Annotated in this window: 18 protein-coding genes; 14 read left to right on the top strand and 4 right to left on the bottom strand. The window is 72.0% G+C overall.

The window, feature by feature from the left end; translation table 11 throughout:
* The 7 genes from TR46_RS42945 to TR46_RS36200 all read left to right on the top strand — a co-directional run.
* On the top strand, positions 1-215 hold a 215-nt coding region (locus tag TR46_RS42945), incomplete at its 5' end, for a hypothetical protein (protein ID WP_042410999.1).
* 486 nt (positions 216-701) lie between these two features.
* Positions 702-1814 carry a LacI family DNA-binding transcriptional regulator gene (locus TR46_RS36225; RefSeq protein ID WP_042410998.1) on the top strand — a complete coding sequence of 371 codons (1113 nt, stop codon included), beginning with the start codon at positions 702-704 and terminating at the stop codon, positions 1812-1814.
* 12 nt (positions 1815-1826) lie between these two features.
* A complete protein-coding gene (locus tag TR46_RS36220; RefSeq protein WP_042410997.1) occupies positions 1827-2816 on the top strand; it encodes an ABC transporter permease in 990 nt (329 codons plus the stop codon).
* A gap of 3 nt (positions 2817-2819) precedes the next feature.
* Entirely contained in the window at positions 2820-3902 is a 1083-nt protein-coding gene (locus tag TR46_RS36215; protein WP_052433419.1) for an ABC transporter permease, read from the top strand.
* Entirely contained in the window at positions 3899-5089 is a 1191-nt protein-coding gene (locus tag TR46_RS36210) for an ABC transporter ATP-binding protein (protein WP_063770752.1), read from the top strand. The genes TR46_RS36215 and TR46_RS36210 overlap by 4 nt, the downstream gene beginning before the upstream one ends.
* On the top strand, positions 5086-6162 hold the full coding sequence (locus tag TR46_RS36205) for an ABC transporter ATP-binding protein (RefSeq protein WP_063770751.1): 1077 nt from the start codon (positions 5086-5088) through the stop codon (positions 6160-6162). The genes TR46_RS36210 and TR46_RS36205 overlap by 4 nt, the downstream gene beginning before the upstream one ends.
* 297 nt (positions 6163-6459) lie before the next feature.
* On the top strand, positions 6460-8193 hold the full coding sequence (locus tag TR46_RS36200; RefSeq protein ID WP_042410996.1) for an ABC transporter substrate-binding protein: 1734 nt from the start codon (positions 6460-6462) through the stop codon (positions 8191-8193).
* Between the two features lie 32 nt (positions 8194-8225).
* On the opposite strand, the gene TR46_RS36195 is transcribed toward TR46_RS36200, so the two are convergent.
* Positions 8226-9092, bottom strand: coding sequence for a spermidine synthase (locus TR46_RS36195; protein ID WP_042410994.1), 867 nt, complete (start codon positions 9090-9092; stop codon positions 8226-8228).
* A 38-nt stretch (positions 9093-9130) separates the two neighbouring features.
* Positions 9131-9469, bottom strand: coding sequence for a hypothetical protein (locus tag TR46_RS36190; protein WP_052433418.1), 339 nt, complete (start codon positions 9467-9469; stop codon positions 9131-9133).
* A gap of 216 nt (positions 9470-9685) precedes the next feature.
* On the opposite strand from TR46_RS36190, the gene TR46_RS36185 reads away from it, so the two are divergent.
* Positions 9686-11044 (top strand): NsdA family TPR-like regulatory protein, encoded by a 1359-nt coding sequence (locus tag TR46_RS36185; protein WP_042410989.1) that lies wholly within the window; start codon positions 9686-9688, stop codon positions 11042-11044.
* Between the two features lie 57 nt (positions 11045-11101).
* Here the strand turns inward: TR46_RS36185 and TR46_RS36180 are convergent, their stop codons facing one another.
* Positions 11102-11740, bottom strand: a complete 639-nt coding sequence (locus TR46_RS36180; RefSeq protein ID WP_042410987.1) for a histidine phosphatase family protein — start codon at positions 11738-11740, stop codon at positions 11102-11104.
* An 81-nt stretch (positions 11741-11821) separates the two neighbouring features.
* Positions 11822-12526: a TetR/AcrR family transcriptional regulator gene (locus TR46_RS36175; protein WP_042410985.1), complete on the bottom strand. Its 705-nt coding sequence runs from the start codon at positions 12524-12526 to the stop codon at positions 11822-11824.
* A gap of 181 nt (positions 12527-12707) precedes the next feature.
* Between TR46_RS36175 and TR46_RS36170 the strand changes: the two genes are divergently transcribed.
* From TR46_RS36170 to TR46_RS36145, 6 genes are all read left to right on the top strand, one after another.
* Positions 12708-13709, top strand: coding sequence for a phosphatase PAP2 family protein (locus TR46_RS36170; protein WP_084719236.1), 1002 nt, complete (start codon positions 12708-12710; stop codon positions 13707-13709).
* 54 nt (positions 13710-13763) lie between these two features.
* The gene (locus tag TR46_RS36165) at positions 13764-14978 is read left to right on the top strand and encodes a hypothetical protein (protein ID WP_052433416.1); all 1215 of its coding nucleotides are present in this window, start codon (positions 13764-13766) and stop codon (positions 14976-14978) included.
* A gap of 187 nt (positions 14979-15165) precedes the next feature.
* Positions 15166-16722, top strand: coding sequence for a hypothetical protein (locus tag TR46_RS36160; protein WP_042410983.1), 1557 nt, complete (start codon positions 15166-15168; stop codon positions 16720-16722).
* A gap of 3 nt (positions 16723-16725) precedes the next feature.
* Positions 16726-18120 (top strand): AAA family ATPase, encoded by a 1395-nt coding sequence (locus tag TR46_RS36155; RefSeq protein WP_042410981.1) that lies wholly within the window; start codon positions 16726-16728, stop codon positions 18118-18120.
* 179 nt (positions 18121-18299) lie between these two features.
* On the top strand, positions 18300-18650 hold the full coding sequence (locus TR46_RS36150) for a DUF8844 domain-containing protein (protein ID WP_042410980.1): 351 nt from the start codon (positions 18300-18302) through the stop codon (positions 18648-18650).
* 204 nt (positions 18651-18854) lie between these two features.
* On the top strand, positions 18855-19371 hold a 517-nt coding region (locus TR46_RS36145), incomplete at its 3' end, for a bifunctional DNA primase/polymerase (RefSeq protein WP_042411002.1).

Genomic DNA, 19371 nt, shown 5'->3' with positions numbered 1-19371 from the left:
CCACCGGGCCGGCCCCGGGCCCGTCCGCCGCGCAGTCGGCCACCGCCCGCCAGGCGCCGGCACATGCCCCGGCGCGCCTGCCGGCGCGGGCACCGGCCAGTGAGAACGCCGCCGATCCCGGCGACGGTACGCCCGGAGTCGTGCCGATCGTGCTGGGACTGGTCCTCACCGGTATCGCCGTCTACAAGCACCGGGGCCTGCCGCGCGGCCACTGAGGCCCGCCTCCGGCGGGCGCTTCGGCATGCCCTTCCGGCGTTGCTGCTGATCGTCCAAGTAAGCGCTTCCAGACGCATCGCCATGACGCTTCCGCGCTTCGTGCACGGTCGACTCCAGCGCGGGCCGAGGCCCGGGGAACGGGCTGGCCGATTCCGTCGGAATCTTCAGGGCTTCAATGATGAGCGATCGTTCGAAACATTGCCGCATAGCGCTCAAATCATCGATCTTGGCTGGTCAGCGCCATAGCATCATGCCTATTCCAAGCCCGTCAGTCCAAAAGGACCCAGCCCCTTCCGTTCATTTGGTGAACACGGAAGAGCCACACGGGCCACACTTCCTGAAGAAAAGTCACATCAGCGTAACGGCAGCGACATCCACTCTTGCGGCGGCAACAACCCCGACCTAACGTCATCCCAGAACATTTCCAGTAAGCGCTTACGCCAACTCCCCGGGAAACCCCTTCCAGGAACCAGAGGACTGCTCCGATGGACGCACGACCCACCTCCGGCGCGACGCCGACGATCTACGATGTCGCCCGCCGTGCCGGAGTCTCCATCGCGTCCGTGTCCCGGGTCCTGAACGGACGGGACAATCCGCGTCCGGCCACCCGCGACCGGGTCCTCAAGGCCATCAGCGAGCTGGGCTTCGTCCCCGACGGAGCCGCCCGCGCCCTGAGCAGCCGGCTCAAGCAGGTGGTGGGCGTGGTCTTCCGCCGGGTGTACGGCACGGACGACGGCGGCATGTTCGAGGACGAGTCCGAGAGCCTGCTGTTCGGCGACCAGATCAACCGGGGCATCGAGATCGTGGCGCAGCGTCGCGGGTACGACCTCCTGGTGAGCTCGGTCAACATCGACGAGCACACCCTGCCCAACCGGATCATGACCATCGCCGGCAAGTGCGACGGTCTGATCCTGCACGACCAGGTGCTCTCCCCCGCCGGGATCGCGAGTATCGCCCGTACCGTGCCGGTGGTCACCCTGGCCGGCGCCGAGGGCGGTCCGGTCTCCAACGTCCGCGGCGACAACGCCACCAGCATGCGGGAGATGGCACGCCACCTGGTGCAGGACCACGGCTACCGCCGGCTGGCCTACATCGCCGGGCACGCCGACAGCCCGGACAACATCGTCCGCGGCCGCTCCTTCGCCTCCGAGGTTCACGCACTGGGGGGCGAGTGCCTCACCGGCCCCGCCTGGCAGGGCGACTACTCGGCCGGCAGCGGCGTGCAGATCGTCCGGGGCCTGATCGCCCTGGGGGCGACCCTGCCGCGAGCCATCGCCTGCGCCAACGACCAGACCGCGCTGGGCGTCATCTACGCCCTCGCCGAGCACGGCCTCGACGTCCCCGGCGACGTCGCCGTGACCGGCTTCGACGACCTGCCCTTCGCCCGACACCTCCGACCCCAGCTGACCACCGTGCGCCAGCCCATCCAGGAGATCGGCGCCAAAGCCTTCGAGGTCCTCCACAGCATGATCACTGCCGATAGCCCCCAAGACAGCGATGCCGTACAGGATTTCGTCCTGCCAACGCGTCTGATCCGCCGCGAGAGCTGCGGCTGCCCACCCGACTCCCGCCCCGCCGTGTGGCGCCAGATCTCCTGAGAGGAGCCGACGATGACCACGATCCTGCGCCGACTCGGCTTCTACGTGCTGGCCGCGTACGCCGCCGTCACGCTGAACTTCTTCCTTCCCCGGATGCTCCCGGGCAACGCCCTGCAGGCGCTGCTCGCCAAGATGCAGACCACCACGATCACCCCGCAGCAACTGCAGGCCCTGGCCGACCAGTACGGCCTGAACAGCAAGCAGAGCACCTTCTCGCAGTACCTGACCTACCTGGGCCACCTGTTCCAGGGCGACCTGGGCCACTCCACGTCCAAGTCGATCGCGGTCACCCAGATCCTGAGCAAGGACCTGCCCTGGACCGTCGGCCTGGTCGGCACCGGCACCGTGGTCGCCTTTGTGCTCGGCACCCTGCTGGGGATCGTCGTCGGCTGGCGCCGCAGCGGCCTGCTGGACGCGCTGCTGCCGTCGGCGACCTTCTTCCAGGCCGTCCCCTACTTCATCCTGGCGTCGATCCTGCTGATCACCGGGGGCTTCTACTGGAAGCTCTTCCCGTACGCCAACGGCTACGACACCGGCCGCAACTCCAATCTGACGCAGGGTTGGAACGGACCGTTCATCACCAGCGTGGTCGAGCACGGCGTGCTGCCGGCCGCCACGGTCGCCCTGGCCTCCATCGCCGGCTGGATCATCGGTATGCGCAATATGATGATCACGACCATGGACGAGGACTACGTCCTGGTCGCGGCGGCCAAGGGGCTGCCCCGCTGGAAGGTGATCGCGGTCGCGGCCCGCAACGCGATCCTGCCGACCATCTCCAACTTCGCCCTGTCGATCAGCCTGGTGGTCACCGGCTCGATCGTCACCGAGATCGTGTTCTCCTACCCAGGCATCGGCTACCAGGTCTACCTGGCCGTGCTGGACGCCGACTACCCGCTGATGCAGGGCATCCTGCTGGTGGTCACCTTCACGGTGCTCGGCGCCAATCTGCTGGCGGACATCGCCTATGTGATCCTCGACCCGCGCGCCCGCAAGGAGGCCTGACCGATGGCCACTCCCACCGTGACCTCCGGCCCGGGCACCCCGGGAACCGGTGAACCCGTCGTCGGCAAGCCGGCCCGTGCCCGTCGCGGCTCCCGAATACCGCTGACGCCCAAGGTCGTCGTCGGTGCCGCGATCCTCTTCGTCTTCGCGCTGATCGCGGTCTTCGGCCCGATGATCGCCCCGCACAGCGCCGACTGGCAGGCCAACGCCACCAGCAGCACCCCGCTGCCGCCGTCCGGGAAGTTCCTGCTCGGCACCGACCAGCAGCAGCACGACATCTTCTCGCAGGTGCTGGCCGGCGGCCGGGACACGCTGCTGATCGCCTTCGTGGCGGGCCTGGTCGCCACCTGCCTGTCGGTACTGATCGGCGTCACCGCCGGCTATGTCGGGGGCTGGGTCGACGAGGCGCTGTCGATCCTGTCCAACATCTTCCTGGCGCTGCCCGGCCTGCTGATCCTGATGGTGGTGATGACCCCGCTGCCGCCGGCGGACACCGACAACCCGCTGCTGATCGGCCTCGTGATCGCGCTCACCGCCTGGGCCTGGGGGGCCCGGGTGCTCAGGGCGCAGACGCTGGCCCTGCGCAACCAGGACTACGTGGAGTCGGCCCGGGTGATCGGCGAGCGCAAGCCGCGGATCATCGTCTTCGAGATCCTGCCCAACCTGCTGCCGATCCTGGCCTCCTCGTTCATCTTCACGGTGATCTACGGCATCGGCACCTATGTCTCGCTGTCCTGGCTGGGCGTCATCTCCCCGGCCACCTCCACCTGGGGCACCATGCTCAACACCGCCCAGCAGGACAGTGCGATCCTCGGCGGCTACTGGTGGTGGTACGCACCGCCGGCGGCCTGCGTGGCGCTGGTCGGCATCGCCCTGGCCCTGCTCAACTTCGGTATCGACGAGATCATCAACCCCCGGCTGCGTTCGGCCCGTGACAACCGCAAGGGTGTGAAGTACGTCCTCGGGCTCACCCCGGTGCTGCGCACGGCGGACCGGACCCGCGTCGGCGGCACCCACCGCGCCGCCCCCGGTCCGGCCGGCCTGCCCACTCCCGTCGCCGCCGCCTCGGAAGGAAAGTCCAAGTGAGCGCGCCCACCGCAGTCCCGGCACCGCGTGCCGAGACCGCCGACATCGTCCTCGAGGTCCGCGACCTCTGCATCGACTACGGCGTCGGCTCCAGCGCCGTGCGCGCCGTCACCGACGCGAACCTGACCCTGCGCCGGGGCGAGGTGCTGGGCCTGGCCGGCGAGAGCGGCTCCGGCAAGTCCACCCTGGCCTACGGCCTGACCCGGCTGCTGCGCGCACCCGGGGTGATCAGCGGCGGCGAGGTGCTCTTCCACAACCGACCGCAGAACTCGGCGTTCGGGGCGGCGCCGGGCGAGGTGGTCCCGGCCGCCACGGAGATCGTCGACCTGCTCGGCGCCGACATGGCGAAGCTCAGGGAGATCCGCTGGTCGCAGCTGGCGGTGGTGTTCCAGAGCGCCATGCACGCGCTCAACCCGGTGGCCAGGATCGACGCCCAGCTCACCGACGTGCTGAAGGCGCACCGCGCCCAGATGACCGCGGAACAGCGCCGGGAGCGCGCGGTGGAGCTGCTGCGCATGGTCGGCATCAGCGCCGACCGGCTCCGCAGCTACCCGCACGAGCTCTCCGGCGGGATGCGGCAGCGGGTGATGATCGCCATGGCGCTGGCCCTGGAACCGCAGGTGGTGATCATGGACGAGCCGACCACGGCGCTGGACGTGGTCACCCAGCGGGAGATCCTGGAGGAGCTGATGCAGCTCCGGGAGCGGCTGGGCTTCGCCATCATCTTCATCACCCACGACCTGTCGCTGCTGATCGAGCTGGCCGACTCCATCGCCATCATGTACGCGGGTCGCATCGTCGAGCGCGCCGGCGCGGACGAGCTGTTCCACGCCCCGCGGCACCCCTACAGCCTGGGGCTGCTCAACTCCTTCCCGGCGCTGCACGGCGAGAAGGTGCGGATGGAGGGCATCCCCGGATCGCCGCCCTCGCTCACCGCCCTGCCCGGCGGCTGCGCCTTCCACCCGCGCTGCCCGTACGCCATGGACCGCTGCCGCACGGACATCCCGCAGTTGGTGCCGCCGGCGGCCGACCCGGGTCGGGCGGCCGGCCAACCACGGGTCGCCGCCTGCTGGTTGCAGGACGGATTCCAGGAACCGCCGGCGCCGCTGCGGCGCAGCGCGGTCGGCAACAACGGTGACAGCAACGGCGCCCGCGGCGCCGACGAGACCCATGGGAGCGAGCTGTGACGGCCACCCTCAGCGACGGGACCACCGTCGTCCACGGGCCGAAGCGCCCCGGCACCCCCGCACTGGAGGCCCGCCACCTCACCAAGCACTTCCCCGTGCACCAGTTCGGGCCCGGCCGCACCCGCCAGGTGGTGCACGCGGTCGAGGACATCTCGCTGGCGCTGCCCGAGGCCACGGTCACCGCGGTGGTCGGCGAGTCCGGTTCCGGGAAGTCCACCCTGGCCCGGCTGCTGACCCAGCTGATCACCCCGACCTCCGGCGAACTGCTGCTGGACGGCGTGCCGGTGGGCCGGAGCGCCAAGGCCCGTCGGGAGTACACCCGGCTGGTGCACCTGGTGCTGCAGGACCCCTTCTCCTCGCTCAACGCCGTGCACAGCGTCCGCTACCACCTGGAGCGCCCGCTGAAGCTGCACAAGCGGGCGAGCCGGGACGATCTGGACACCAAGGCCCGGCAGCTGCTGGAACGCGTCTCGCTCAGCCCGTCCGAGCGGTTCATCGACCAGTACCCGCACGAGCTCTCCGGCGGCCAGCGGCAGCGCGTCGCCATCGCCCGCGGCCTCGCCGTGGAGCCGAGGGTGCTGCTGGCCGACGAGCCGGTCTCGATGCTGGACGTCTCGATCCGGCTGGGCGTCCTCAACCTGCTGGACGAGCTGCGCGAACGCGAGCGGCTGGCCATCCTCTACGTCACCCACGACATCGCCTCGGCCCGCTACCTGGCCGACACCGCACTGGTGATGTACGCGGGCCAGGTCGTCGAGTCCGGCCCGGCCACCCAGATCACCGACGCGCCCGCGCACCCGTACACCCAGCTGCTGCTGAGCGCCGCACCCGACCCGGCCAGGACCGATCCGCCGGTGCTGCGCGGTCGCGGCGCCCCGCCGAGCCTGGTGAACCCGCCGAGCGGCTGCCGGTTCCACCCGCGCTGCCCGTTCGCGATGGCGGTCTGCAAGGAGGCCGCGCCGCCGCCGCTGCCGGTCGCCACCGACCAGGTGGCCGCCTGCTGGCTGCACAGCCCCGAGCACGCGCCCAAGACGAATCCGCCGGCGGCCGGGAACGCCGCCAAGGATTTCTGAGCGAGTCCCGAGCGAACCGAACGTCCGTACTCAACGAGGAGTCGACGACATGGGAGACCCAGCCAGACCCGGCCGGCGCCGGGGTCCGCCTTCTGCCCCGGCGCCGTCGGGCCCGATCCCGGGCGAGGTGCAACTCGTCCGGAACCACCGTCCGAAGCGCAGTACCAGGCGACAGCAGTAACGCACGCGATCTCGTTCGGAACCACCCAATCAAGACCCGTCACGCCATGACATAAGACGTCATGGCCGCTCACCACTGGCCGATACCTCGTCGGCCGGACACAAGGAGCGTACGCAATGAGTCGCAACACCACCATCAAGGGCCTGGCCCTGGTGGCCGTCGTGGGCCTGGGCCTCACCGCCTGCACCAGCTCCGGCGCCACCGGCAACGGCGGAAGCAGCAGCAGCGCCTCCGGCAGCACCGGCTCCTCGACCAAGACCCTGGTCATCGAGGACAAGCCGGTCCCCTCTTTCGACGAGGACTTCAACCCGTTCGACGGCAACGCCTTCGGCGCCAACGAGAACGCCATCTCGCTGACGTACGAGCCGCTGTTCATGTTCAACAGCCTGAAGTCCGACCAGCCGCCGATTCCGTGGCTCGGCAAGAGCTACGCCTGGTCCAACGGCAACAAGACCCTCACCATCAATCTCCAGTCCGGGGTCAAGTGGAGTGACGGCCAGGCCTTCAGCTCAGCCGATGTGAAGTTCACCTTCGAGCTGCTGCAGAAGACCGCCGCCGCCAACACCGGTGGCGTCCCCGCCACCACCAGCATGACCACGCCCGACTCCAACACCCTGGTGATGAACTTCTCCACCCCGCAGGCGTCGAACTTCGTCGCCATCGGCAACCAGGTCATCGTGCCGCAGCACCTGTGGTCGAGCGTCAGCAACCCGGCCACCGCACAGATCACCTCGGCACAGGCCATCGGCACCGGCCCCTACCTGGTCGACAAGTTCAGCTCGCAGAACGTCACCTACAAGGCCAACCCCAGCTACTGGGGCGGCGCCCCGGCCGTGAAGGAGATCTCCTTCCCGGCCTACGCCACCAACGACGCGGCCACCCTGGCGCTGGCCTCCGGCCAGATCGACCTGGCCGGCAACGACATCAACAACGTCCAGAGCGTCTTCGTCGCCAAGGACCCGGCGCACAACCACCTGTTCCAGAGCAGTGCTCCGTACTTCCCCGCGGCGAACACGGTCTCGCTGCTGCTGAACCAGAAGAGCACCACCGCCCCCGCGCTGGCCGACGTCGCCGTCCGCAAGGCGATCAGCGCCGCCGTGGACCGGCAGTCCCTGGCCAGCCAGTGCGAGACCAACTACGAGCTGCCGGCCACCTCCTCGGGCGGTCTGATCGCCTCGGACGTCGACAAGGCCCTGGTCTCCAGCGCCACGGCCAACACCCTCAAGCCGAACGCCGACACGAGCACGGTCAGCTCGCTGCTCACCGCCGACGGCTACGCCAAGGTCGGCGGGAAGTGGACCAAGAACGGCAAGACCATCAAGTTCACCATCATCGACCCCAACTCCTTCAGCGACTACTGGTGTGACGCCCAGGCCATGGTCAAGGGCCTGAACGCACAGGGCTTCGACATCAACGACAACGGTGCGTTCACCTACGACACCTGGAACGCCGCGATCACCACCGGCAAGTACGACGCCGCGCTGCACTGGGGCCAGGGCGTCACCGCCTTCCAGCGGCTGCAGTTCATCCTGGACCCGAGCACCACGGCCGACGTCGGCAAGACGGCGGCCGGCGACTTCGGCCGCTACACCAGCTCCAAGGCGACCGCGGCGATCCAGGCGTACCAGAACGCGACCACGCCCGACGCCCAGAAGACCGCTCTGGACACCCTGCAGCAGATCTTCAACGACGACGTCCCCGCCGTTCCGGTGCTCTACGGTGCCGCCTGGTACGAGTACAGCTCCGCCAACTTCACCGGCTGGCCGACCTCGGACAACCCGTTCATCAACCCCTCGCCGAACAGCCAGGCCTACGAGTACCTGGTCCTGAAGCTGAAGCCGGTCTCCTGAGGACCGCGTGACAGCTGGCCGCAGCAGGCCGATCAGAAAGTGAAAGCGCCTGGTGGCGGCGCGGGTGAGGGGCCCGCGCCGGCATCAGGGACCGGCACGGCCCCCGCCTGGAAGTCCGTCAGGCGGGGGCCGTGCTCAATGCGTCCCGGGTGGGGATCCGTGGCGATCCGCCGGGTCAGCTCGTCCAGCGGCAGCGGCTGCCGGGCCGCCACCAGCACCAGATTGCCGAAACGGCGGCCGCGCAGCACCACCGGGTCGGCGATCAGCGCCACCTCGGCGAAGGCCTCGCGCAGGGTCGCCGCCTGGCCGCGGGCGAAGTCCAGTCGGCCGCCGTCGGTGATGTTGACGACATAGCGTCCCTCGGGGCGCAGCGCCCGCGCCGCCAGCCGGGCGAACTCGACCGAGGCGCAGTGCGCGGGTGTTCGGGCGCCGGCGAAGATGTCCGCCACCACCAGGTCGGCCTGGGCCTCGGGACTGCGGGCCAGGATCTCGCGGGCGTCACCGCCGCGGACCCGGAGCTGCCAGCCCCGGTCCAGCGGCAGGGTGCGCCGGACGAACTCGGTGAGCGCGGTGTCGATCTCGGCGACCTGCTGCCGGGAGCGCGGCCGGGTGGCGGCGACGTACCGGGCCAGGGTCAGCGCGCCGCCGCCCAGGTGCAGCGCGGTGATCGGCTGCCGGGGGGCCGCGGCGAGGTCGACCAGGTGGCCGAACCTGCGCTGGTACTCGAACGAGAGCCGGGTCGGGTCGTCCAGGTCCACGTGGGACTGCGGCGTGCCGTCCAGCAGCAGGGTCCAGGCGTTCGGCCGGTCCCGGTCGGGGACCAGCTCGGCCAGCCCCGAGCCGACCTGCTCGGTCGTGTTCTGGGTCTTCGTCGTGGGGTGCTGCTGCTTCCGGGCCACTCGCCCAGTATGCCCGCGGGTGGAGCGGGATCCGCTGGTCAGGCCCCGTCGGAGCCGGAGGCGGCCAGGGTTCTGGCGGCCTCGCCGAGGGCCGCGCACAGCTGTGCCGGATCGGTGAGCTCGCGCTCCGGGGAGGGCGGCAGCAGCCAGGCGCAGTCGTCCTCCGGCGCCAGCGCCTGCGTGCACGAGCCGCCGGGCAGGTGCCAGGTGTCCACCGCGCCGGCCGGGACCAGGAAGGAGAGGGTGGCGTCGGCGTCCTCGTGCAGCACCGGGCCGCAGGCCCCGCGCAGCCGCAGGATGTCGACGGTCTCCAGCCCCTGCCGCTCGGGGACCGTGACCAGGTCGCAGGAGGAGGAAGGGGATTCCGCTTCAAACATGGACGCCTCCGTCATTGACCGCTCGCCGTTGAGTGGTGTCAGCGGTTACTGCCATGCACAACGGCTGAAGGGTCTCCGGGGCCACGGTCGTCATGCCTGGCAGACCATGGCATTTCATGGCATCTTTCCGATGCGTGCCCGGTTTGTCCAGAAACCCTGAGTGTTCGAATCGTTGCAGAGGGTACTGTCGTGGCGTCTGAGAGCAAGGGGGCCGCCATGACCAACACCCTCACCATTCCCGATCAGATGCCCGATCGGACTCCCAACCAGGTGATGCGAGCGCTGCGCGGGGACCGCTCGGCCGGCGAGTTCGCCACCGCCGTACGGCGTGCCGGCCGGGAGATCGGCGAGCACGTCTCCTGCGACGCGCGCTATGTCGGGCGGATCGAGTCCGGCGCCATCAGGTGCCCCAACTACGCGTACGAGAGGGTCTTCCAGCACATGTTCCCGGGCTCCTCCCTGGAGGACCTGGGTTTCGCACCGCGCGTCGGAGGCAGACGGGCGGTTGACAGGTGGGAGACCGCGGACCGGAACCACGAGGAGAGCGACGACGTGCACCGACGCACGTTCCTGTCCGGCGCGCCGGCCACCATGGCCGCCGTGCTGGGCCTGGACCACCCCTTACCGGCCGGTGCCGCCACCCCGGGCCCGGCCTGCGTCGCCCCGGGCGGCAAGGTCGGCGCCGCCGACGCCCGCAGCGTCGAGGACGCGGTCAGGGAGATCCGGCTCCTGGACGACGTCCAGGGCGGGGACGCCCTCTTCGACCGCGCCGGGCGGGTCCTGCGGACCGCGTACCAGCTGCTCAACTGCGGGTCCTACGGTCGCGGGGTGGAGCAGCGGCTGCAGTCCGCCGCCGGGGAGCTGGCGATCTCGGTCGGCTGGCTCGCCCACGACTCGGGCCGGCTGGCCGACGCCCGCTCCTTCTACGCCGAAGCCCTGGCCACCGCACGGATGGCCGACGATCCGGCGCTGGAGGCGCACGCCTTCTGCAACAGCGCCTTCCTGGCCCGGGACGCCGGGCGGCCCCGCGAGGCGGTCCGGGCCGCCCAGGCCGCGCACCAGGTGGCCCTGGGGCTGGGCTCGCAGCGGCTCCGCTCGCTGCTGGCCATGCGCGAGGCCGGGGCCTGGGCCCAGCTCCAGGACCGGGGCGCCTGTCGGCGCTCGCTGCTGCTGGCGCACCAGTTGTACGCCGCCGGCCCCGCGGAGGCGGATCCGGAGTGGATGTCCTTCTACGGTGACGCCGAGCTGGCCGGGCTGGAGGCGCAGTGCTGGTCGGCGCTGGGCGAGTGGGAGCGGGCCGAGGGCTGCGCCCGCAGCGCCATAGAACTCCAGCAGCCGCACTTCGTCCGCAACCGGGCCCTCTACACCGCTGAGCTGGCCCACGACCAGCTGGGCCGGGGCGAGTTGGCAGCCGCGGCGGACAGCGGCTGCCAGGTGGTCTCGCTGCTGGGCGAGGTGCGCTCCACCCGGATCCGGTCCATGATCGCGGACACCGCGGTCCGGCTCCGCCCGCACCAGGCGGTGCCGGAGGTGTCGGACTTCGTCAACCGCTACGACATCGCCCTGGCGAGCTGAGGTCCCGTCAGGACCGGTACTCCGTCAGGGCCGCCACCCCGTCCGGCCGGCGCTCTGTCAGCGCAGGTGTGAGCCGTCGTTCCAGAGTTCGACGGCCCGGGCGCCGTACTCCCAGGTGAGGATGGAGAGGGTGGCAGGTCCCAGCTTGAGCCGCTGACCGTGGGTGGCCGGGAGACCCAGCCAGCGGGCAGTGAGGATCCTCAGGAAGTGGCCGTGCGCGAAGACGACCACATCGCTGTCGGCGCTGTGCATCACGGTGGTCCCGGGATCGGGAACACCGCCGTGCTCGGCGGTCCAGTCGATGAAGGCGTCGGCGCGGGCGGCGACCTGCTCCAGGGTCTCCCCGCCGGGGACGCCGTCGCGCCAGATCAGCCAGCCCGGCCGGTCCCCGGCCCGGATCGCCGGGCCGGTCATGCCCTCGTAGCTGCCGTAGTCCCACTCCAGCAGGTCGGGGGCATCGACGGCGCGCTCCCCGAAGCCGGCCAGCTCACAGGTCTCCCTGGCGCGCAGCAGCGGGCTGGTGCGGATCTCCGCCTCGGGCAGGCCGCCCCAGGGCTCGCGCTTCAGCCGGTCGCCGAGGCGGCGGGCCATCTCGCGGCCCTCCTCGGTGAGCGGAATGTCGGTCCGCCCGGTGTGCCGGCCACTGGCGGACCACGCGGTCTCGCCGTGTCGGACCAGAAGGATGCGCGAGGGCACAGGGATCTCCCTAGAGTGGCGGTGCAGACATCGTGTACCCGCCCATGATCCCTGATCCCCGCACCCTGCGCCGCAGCCGGATCAGGACTGCGGCGCCGTCGCTCCGGCCGCGGCGAGGTCCCGGAGGCCGCACAGGATGAGGTCGAGGCCGAAGGTGTACTGCCCGGGTCCGTCCTCGCGGGCCACCGTGAGTTCGGGGGAGAGGTCGGTCAGCGCCGGGTGGCGCTCCGGCGACAGCGCTGCGAAGCGGCGGCGCAGCAGCTCTGTCTTGGCCGTCAGCTGCCCTTCCTTGCCGCACTCGCGCACCTGGCGCATGGCCGAGCCGATGGTGAAGCCGATGACGGTGCCGGCGGCCCGGGCCGCGGCCTGACGGTCCAGTCCCGACCCGCGCAGCAGCTCCACCACCCGCTCCATGGTGACCGAGGCGGCGTCGGCGAAATCGCCCTCGGCCTGGCCCTCGGCCAGCAGTTGCAGCACCGACGGCTGACCGGTGAACAGCTCGTACATGGACAGGCAGACGGCGCGCAGCTGCTCGTCCCAGCGGCCACTGGTGCACGGCGGCTGGTAGGTGCTGAGGACCCGGTCCCGGGCGGCGTGGAACAGCTCCTCCTTGCCGCGGAAGTAGGTGTACAGCGCCATGGTGCCGACGCCGAGCTCCTCGGCGAGGGCGCGCATGGAGAACGCCTCCATGCCCTTGTCGTCGAGCAGTGACAGCGCACGGTCGACGATCAACTCCGCGCTGAGGGAGTTGCGGGGGGCACGGCGGCGGGGCACTGACTGCGACATGGCCTTCCGAAGGCTGAGTTGGGGGCCGACCTGAGATCCGTGAAAGAGCTGTGGAGCGCCATGGAGCGCTGTGTCGGAGATTACCGGCCCTCGGTGAGAACCGGATGTGGCCCCGGGATGATTTTTCCTAACGTACAGCGTACGGTAGAGCGTACGCTTTCGCTCGGACGTCGGAGTAGTCATGGCACGCACCCTTCTCAGGAGGCGATCGGGGCTCTGGCAGTTGGAACTGCTGCTGGTCGCCGCGATCTACCTGGCCTACGACGGAAGCCGGCTGCTGGTGAGCGGTGGCCTGGACGAGGCCGTGCGGGACGCCAGGGGTCTGATCGACGTGGAGCAGTGGCTCCACCTCGACCCGGAGCGCTGGCTGAACACCGTCTTCAGCGGCCACCAGTGGCTCGGCGTACCCGCCGACTACGTGTATGCGACGCTGCACTACCTGGTGACCCCGGCGGTGCTGATCTGGCTGTGGCGGCACCACCGCGACCAGTACCGCAGTGCCAGGACCTGGCTCGGGATCACCACCGCGCTGGCCCTGGTCGGGTTCATCCTCTTCCCGGCGGCACCGCCGCGGCTGATGCCCTCCTCCTACGGCTTCACCGACACCATGGCCCAGCACGCCGCCGTCGGCTGGTGGGGCGGGGCCGCCAGCGCGCCCAAGGGACTCGGCTCGATGACCAATGAGTTCGCGGCCATGCCCAGCCTGCACATGGGCTGGTCGCTGTGGTGCGGGCTGCTGCTGTTCCGCTTCGCCCGGGACCGCACGGTGCGGACCCTCGGGCTGCTCTACCCGCTGATGATCGCCACGGTGGTGATGGGCACCGGCAACCACTACCTGCTGGACTGCGTGGCCGGCGCGGTGCTGCTGGGCGTGGGCGCGGTGCTCACCGGCCCGGCGCTGCGGCTCACCGACGGGTTCCGGGCATCCGTCAGCGGCCGGACACACGTACGGGCCCGCACCCGGAGCGCCGTCCCGGCACCGGCATCGGCGCCGACTCCGACTCCGGCCTCGGCCCCGGTCCGGCAGCCCGCATTGACCGGTGCGGCACCGTTCCGTCAAGAGGCGATGAGGACTCACCCATCGCCCGTGCCGGAGTGCACCTGCAGTCCGCTCACGGCGGACGGGTCGTCGGTGACGTGCACCGTGCGGTCACACATGTCCGAGCTGGCGTCGACGCCGTAGTGACGACCGGCCTGTCCCCCGTTGTCGGTGGCGGGTGCAAGACTGATCCGCACCATGAACAACGTCACCCCAGGTCCCCCCGGACTCACCCCGAGCCCGCTGGAGCGCCGGCTCGCCGGCCTCCGCGGCGACGCGCCGCAACGCAGCCTGGACGCCCGGGCGCTGGCCGCGCTGGCGGCCAATCCCGGCTGCGGTCGGCGCGCGGTGCTGGACGCCGCCGGGGTGGACAAAGCCGACCTGGCGACCCGGCTCGGGAATCCGGCGCCGTTCGGCCAGTCGCCGTTCGCGATCAGCCGCGGGCTGGGTTTCGAGCGCAAGGTCAAGGCCGACGGCTGCACCGTGCTGCTGGACCTGCTCCGGAAGGAGCTGCGGCTGCCCGAGGACAGCGCCCCGGTCGAGTTCGCCGAGCTGGTCGGCGACCCCAAGCTGCCGGCGGGCAGGGTCGCCAGCGCCCGGGCCGCGCTGGCCGCGGCCGCGGCGCGGCCCGGGGTGTGGACGGTGCTGGACCAGCCGCTGCTGCGCCTTGAGGTGGCCGGCTCCGCCGCGCATCTGGAGCCCGACCTGGTGGTCGTCCGCCCGGACGGCCGCTGGACCGTGGTGGAGATCAAGTCCTTCCCGATCCTGGACGGCGGGGCCGACGCTGCCAAGGTCGGAGCGGCGGCCCGGCAGGCGGCGGTGTACGTGCTCGCGCTGCGGGAGACCGCGGCCGAACTGGCCGGGGTCGAGCCGAGCCGGGACCCCTACCAGGAGCCCGGGGGACTGGCCGGCTCGCCGGACAGCACCGCACTGCTGGTCTGCCCCAAGGACTTCGGCAACCAGCCGGCCGCGGCCGCGGTCGACGTCCGCAAGCCGATGGCGGTCACCCGACGGCAGTTGGACCGGCTCACCGGGGTCGAGCAACTGCTCGACCCGCTCCCGCCGGACGCCGGCTTCGGCCAGGACCGCTCCGACGGGCAGCTGACCGCCGCGGTGGGGGCGCTGGCGGCGGTGTACTCGCCCGACTGCCTCTCCGCCTGCGAGCTGGGCTTCCACTGCCGGGCCGAGGCGCGCTGCGCCGGCTCGGTGGAGACCCTGGGCCGGGGGGTCCGCGGCGAGCTGGGCAGCTTCGCCACCATCGACCGGGCCCTGGCCGCGGCCGCGGCCCCGCCGCAGGGGGCTGCCGCCCCGGGCCAGGACGACGGCGACGCCGAATCCGCCCTCCGCCTCTCCCGCGCCGCCGCACTCCGCGCCGAGGCGCTGGGCGGCGCGGCGCTGGGCGGCGACCGATGAGCCTGCTCGGCACGCTGGCGCGGATGGAAGCGGTGCGGGACGGACGCGCCGTGCCACTGGCGACGGTACGGCACCGCCACCTCGCCGACCGGCCCATGCTCCAACCCCCCGGGGCGCGACGCCCCGTACCCCTGCGCAACCCCGCAGCGGCTGAGGCCGGTCGAACCGACACCACCGGAGGACCTGAGTGAGCCTGCTCGGCACGCTGGCGCGGATGGAAGCGGTGCGGGACGGACGCGCCGTGCCGCTGGCCACCGTGCGACACCGCCACCTCGCCGACCGGCCGATGGTGCTGGTGCCGCTGGCCGCCGCCGGTGAGGCGGGGGCGCCGTTGGCGGTGATGCTCGGTCAGGACCGGGAGTCGCCGGTGCTGCTGAGCCTCCCCCAACCGCTGGACCGGGACCGCAGGTTCGCCCTGCTCGCGGATCTCGCCGCCGAGCTGTTGCCCTGGCTGGAGGGGTACGGCGACCAGGTCGAGCTGCTGACGAAGGAGGTCAAGGACCCGGCCACCGGCGAGAAGACCGAGCAGGTGCGCGAGCTGTGCACGGACGCCCCGCAGCTGCTCGTCCCCGGCCCCGCCGCCGTCGAGTTCCTGGGCCTGCTGGGCCGTTCCACCCGCTTCCGCCGCACCGCGGAAGACCCCGACCCCGGCCCCTACCCCGCCCCGGCCCGGGTCCCGCTGCTGGGGCGCTGGCTGACCCAGCTGCGCGACCGGGCCCAGGTCCCCGGCTCCTCGCTGCTGCTCGCCATGACCGACCTGCTGGGACGGCACTGGGCCACCGGGCAGAGCCGCCTGGAGGACCAGCACCTGGGCGCGCTGCTGGGCTGGATCGCCCCGCCCGCCGGACTCACCGGCGCCGAGGCCGCGCTGCGGGCCGAGACCGCCAGGGACGACCGCGGCCAGCTGCTCTGCCCGCCGGCCGGGCCGACCACCGACCCGCGCTTCGACAGCGGCCTGCTGGCCCCGGCGATCACCCGCTACGACGCCGCCCGCCAGTTGGGCGACGCGGTGGCGGCACAGGCCCGGGAGGCCGACATCGCCGCGCTGCTGGAGACCGTGCTGCGGCCGACCTGGGAGCGGATGTGGCAGGGGGTGGACCTGCTCCGCGCCCTGCCCGCAGCCGCGCATCTGCCCGAACGCTGGGAGGGCGACCGCTGGTCCTACACCTCGCACCGGGACCGGATCGCGGCCGGTGAGCCCCCGCAGCCGGTCCGCGACGACGCGGTGACCGCCGCCCGCAAGCTGGCCCAGCGCGAGCGCGAGCAGACCCGGCTGGACATCCAGGAGGCCCTGGACGACCCGCTGGCCATGGCCGAGCACCGGCTCTCCGGCGAGGCCATGGCCGGAGTGGTGGTCGAGGTCGAACCCGCCTACGACACCACCGGACGCACCCCCAAGCCGCGCCCGCTGGTCACCCTGCGCACCGACGACCGGCCGCACGGGGACGCCGGCCGCGAGCTGTACCGGGCCGGCGGTCCGGCCGCGCAGAAGGCGGAGCTGGTCTCGGCGGACCCGGCGTCCGGGCTGGTCACCGTACGGCTGCTGAACGGCATGGGCCGCAAGAAGGAGCCCGAGCCGGGCAGCGTTCCCGAACCCGGCGAGCAGGTGTGCTTCACCCTCTTCGAGTTGACGGCTCGTCAGTCCGCGCCGCTGCCCGAGCCCGAGGACACCCCGTGGACCCATGGCGGCCCGCCCGCCGCCCGGGCCGGAACGGTCCCGGCAGACCCAGTAGAAGGGGCCTGACCCGTGCCTCCCCTCTCCCCCGCAGAGACCGGCGACCCCGGCGCCGAGGCGGACCGCGCCGTCGCCGCCATCCTCGATGCGGCCCTGCACGGCACCGAGCGCGGCACCGTGGTGGACTCTCCGCCCGGGGCCGGCAAGTCCACCCTGGTGGTCCGGGCCGCCCGGGAGCTGGTCGGGGCGGGCGAACGGCTGATGGTCGTCGCCCAGACCAACAGCCAGGTGGACGACCTGGTGGACCGGCTGGCCACGGCCGACGCCGCGCTCACCGTCGGACGGCTGCACGGCAGCGACGCCGCCCCCGCGCCCGAGGCGCTGCGGCATCCGGCCGTGTCCGCCTCCACCAAGCCGGCCGACCTGCTGGAGTGCTCGGTGGTGGTGTCCACCGCCGCCAAGTGGCAGTGGGTCAAGGACGTCGACCCCTGGCGGCACGCCATCGTCGACGAGGCCTACCAGATGCGCTCCGACGCGCTGCTCGCCGTCGCCCGGCTGTTCGAGCGGGCCCTGTTCGTCGGCGATCCGGGCCAGTTGGACCCGTTCTCCATCGTCGGCACCGACCAGTGGGCGGGCCTGAGCTACGACCCGTCCAGCAGCGCGGTGATGACCCTGCTGGCGCACAACCCGAGGATCGTGCCGCACCGGCTGCCGGTGTCCTGGCGGCTGCCGGCCTCGGCGGCGCCGCTGGTCTCGGCCGCCTTCTACCCCTACGCGCCGTTCCGCTCCGGCACCGGCCCGGGCGACCGGAGGCTCACCCTGGCCGCACCCGGGGACGGTTCGGCCGTGGACCGGGTCGTCGATGTGGCGGCCGAGTCCGGCTGGGGCCTGCTGGAACTGCCCGCACGGCACACCGTGCGCACCGACCCGGAGGCGGTCCGCGCGGTCGCCGCCGTGGTGCGCCGACTGCTGGACCGGCGGGGGACGGCGGTCTCCGAGCGCGGCAGCGCCCCGCTGACCGCCGACCGGATCGCGGTCGGCACCGCCCACCGCGACCAGGCCGCCGCGGTGCGGACGGCGCTGGCCGCGCTGGGCGTCCCCGTGCACGGCGGCGCGGCGGACGGCGGGTCGGCGGACGGCGGGTCGGCGGACAGAGCCGACGCGGTCACCGTCGACACCGCCAACCGGCTGCAGGGGCGCGAGTACGACGTCACCGTCGTACTGCACCCGCTCTCGGGCCGGCCCGACGCGACCGCCTTCCATCTGGAGACCGGGCGGCTGTGCGTACTTGCCTCCCGGCACCGGCACGCCTGTATCGTCGTAGCCCGGGCCGGAATCGCCGAACTGCTGGACGAGCACCCCTCGACCGAGCCCGTGCAACTCGGCGTCACGGTGAAGTTCCCGGACGGCTGGACCGCCAACCACGCCGTCCTCGAGCACCTGAGCGAACACCGCGTACCCGGCTGACCACCGGCAGTACCGACCCGACCTGCGGGAACACCCGGGAATAGCGGAACGGCAGGCCCTGTTCCCTCCCTGGCTGCCTGCACTCACAATGGCTGATGGCAATGAGCAGTGGCTGACGGCACAGCCCTGCAACCGCTTCCAACCGACACCGTCCAACCGACACCGCGGAGGTGCCCCCGATGCCCGACTCCCCCGCCGACCGCTCGCCGCAGCGGAGACTCCGTCCCGCGCCGCTGCTCTTCGAGCCCGGCCTCGCGGAGCCGGAGCAGGAGCACTTCTTCGACCTCGACGACATCGAGGACCCGCGGGAACTGCTGAGCCGCTCCACCGAGTTGACCGTGGCGTTCCGGGCCGCGGCGGAACGGGCCAGCGACTTCCAGGCGATCGCTGCGGCCCAACTCGCGGACACCCGCCGCTTCGACAGCCTGACGTTCGAGGAGATCGCCGCCCGCGCGGACTGGACCCCCGACTACGCGGCGAAGATGGTCGAGCACGGACGCGGTCTGCTGCGCCGGCGCCGCATCGGCTGACGACCCGCCTGGCATATGCCCGGGAGAATACGCCGTTCCCGCTCGGTCTGTCCGGCGTTCCCGGTATCCCGCCCCCTCCATCTCCCGCCGCAGTACCACTGATCCGTGGCTCCAATTTCTCGGGGAGCGACCCCCGGACCCCCACGCGAACCCGTGGTCGGTCGCCCCTGGCGCACGGGCTTGGCGAGGAGAAGCTGAGTGGACATGTGGACGCATGAATCGATCGAGTACGTCACCGTGGCCGGGGAGGCCTGGCTGGCGTCGGCGAGCGAGTACCCGCGCAGTATGCGCGCCCTGTGGGAGTCCCGGCCCTGGGCGCCCACCGTGCTGCCCTGCGGGCGGACCTTCGACGTGGTGAACCTGCCCGGCCTGTTCGGCCGGCGGGTGCTCGACGAACTGTGGGAGTCGGGACCCGGCTGCGGCCCGGTGGCCACCCACCGCGGCCGGATCCTGGTCTTCGCCGAGGTCGGCGCCGCGCAGCGGCTGCGCACCCTGCTGGTCTGGGAGGAGTGGGCCCGCAATGTCCCGCCGGTGCTGTGCCACGGCGCCGGCGACGCGATCACCGTCCCGCCGGTGCAGCGGATGGCGGACGCCCCGGAGGGGCCCAACCGCTGGATCGTCGCCCCCGACACCCGGGAACCCTGGCTCCCCGGCGCCTCGGTGCTGCTCTGGGCCTGCGTGCGGGCCGCCCGCGGCGGCTGCGTACCGGTCACCCCGCCCC

Source organism: Streptacidiphilus carbonis (assembly GCF_000787775.1).
GTDB lineage: Bacteria > Actinomycetota > Actinomycetes > Streptomycetales > Streptomycetaceae > Streptacidiphilus > Streptacidiphilus carbonis.
This window is presented reverse-complemented; position numbering and strand designations above follow the sequence as displayed.

What these genes read in the sequence shown, in the direction of transcription:
- TR46_RS36200 (WP_042410996.1), top strand. Translation starts at nt 6,460, where the DNA reads ATGAGTCGCAACACCACCATCAAGGGCCTGGCCCTGGTGGCCGTCGTG.
- TR46_RS36220 (WP_042410997.1), top strand. Translation starts at nt 1,827, where the DNA reads ATGACCACGATCCTGCGCCGACTCGGCTTCTACGTGCTGGCCGCGTAC.
- TR46_RS36170 (WP_084719236.1), top strand. Translation starts at nt 12,708, where the DNA reads ATGGCACGCACCCTTCTCAGGAGGCGATCGGGGCTCTGGCAGTTGGAA.
- TR46_RS36190 (WP_052433418.1), bottom strand. Translation starts at nt 9,469, where the DNA reads ATGTTTGAAGCGGAATCCCCTTCCTCCTCCTGCGACCTGGTCACGGTC.
- TR46_RS36225 (WP_042410998.1), top strand. Translation starts at nt 702, where the DNA reads ATGGACGCACGACCCACCTCCGGCGCGACGCCGACGATCTACGATGTC.
- TR46_RS36150 (WP_042410980.1), top strand. Translation starts at nt 18,300, where the DNA reads ATGCCCGACTCCCCCGCCGACCGCTCGCCGCAGCGGAGACTCCGTCCC.
- TR46_RS36175 (WP_042410985.1), bottom strand. Translation starts at nt 12,526, where the DNA reads ATGTCGCAGTCAGTGCCCCGCCGCCGTGCCCCCCGCAACTCCCTCAGC.
- TR46_RS36165 (WP_052433416.1), top strand. Translation starts at nt 13,764, where the DNA reads ATGAACAACGTCACCCCAGGTCCCCCCGGACTCACCCCGAGCCCGCTG.
- TR46_RS36185 (WP_042410989.1), top strand. Translation starts at nt 9,686, where the DNA reads ATGACCAACACCCTCACCATTCCCGATCAGATGCCCGATCGGACTCCC.
- TR46_RS36215 (WP_052433419.1), top strand. Translation starts at nt 2,820, where the DNA reads ATGGCCACTCCCACCGTGACCTCCGGCCCGGGCACCCCGGGAACCGGT.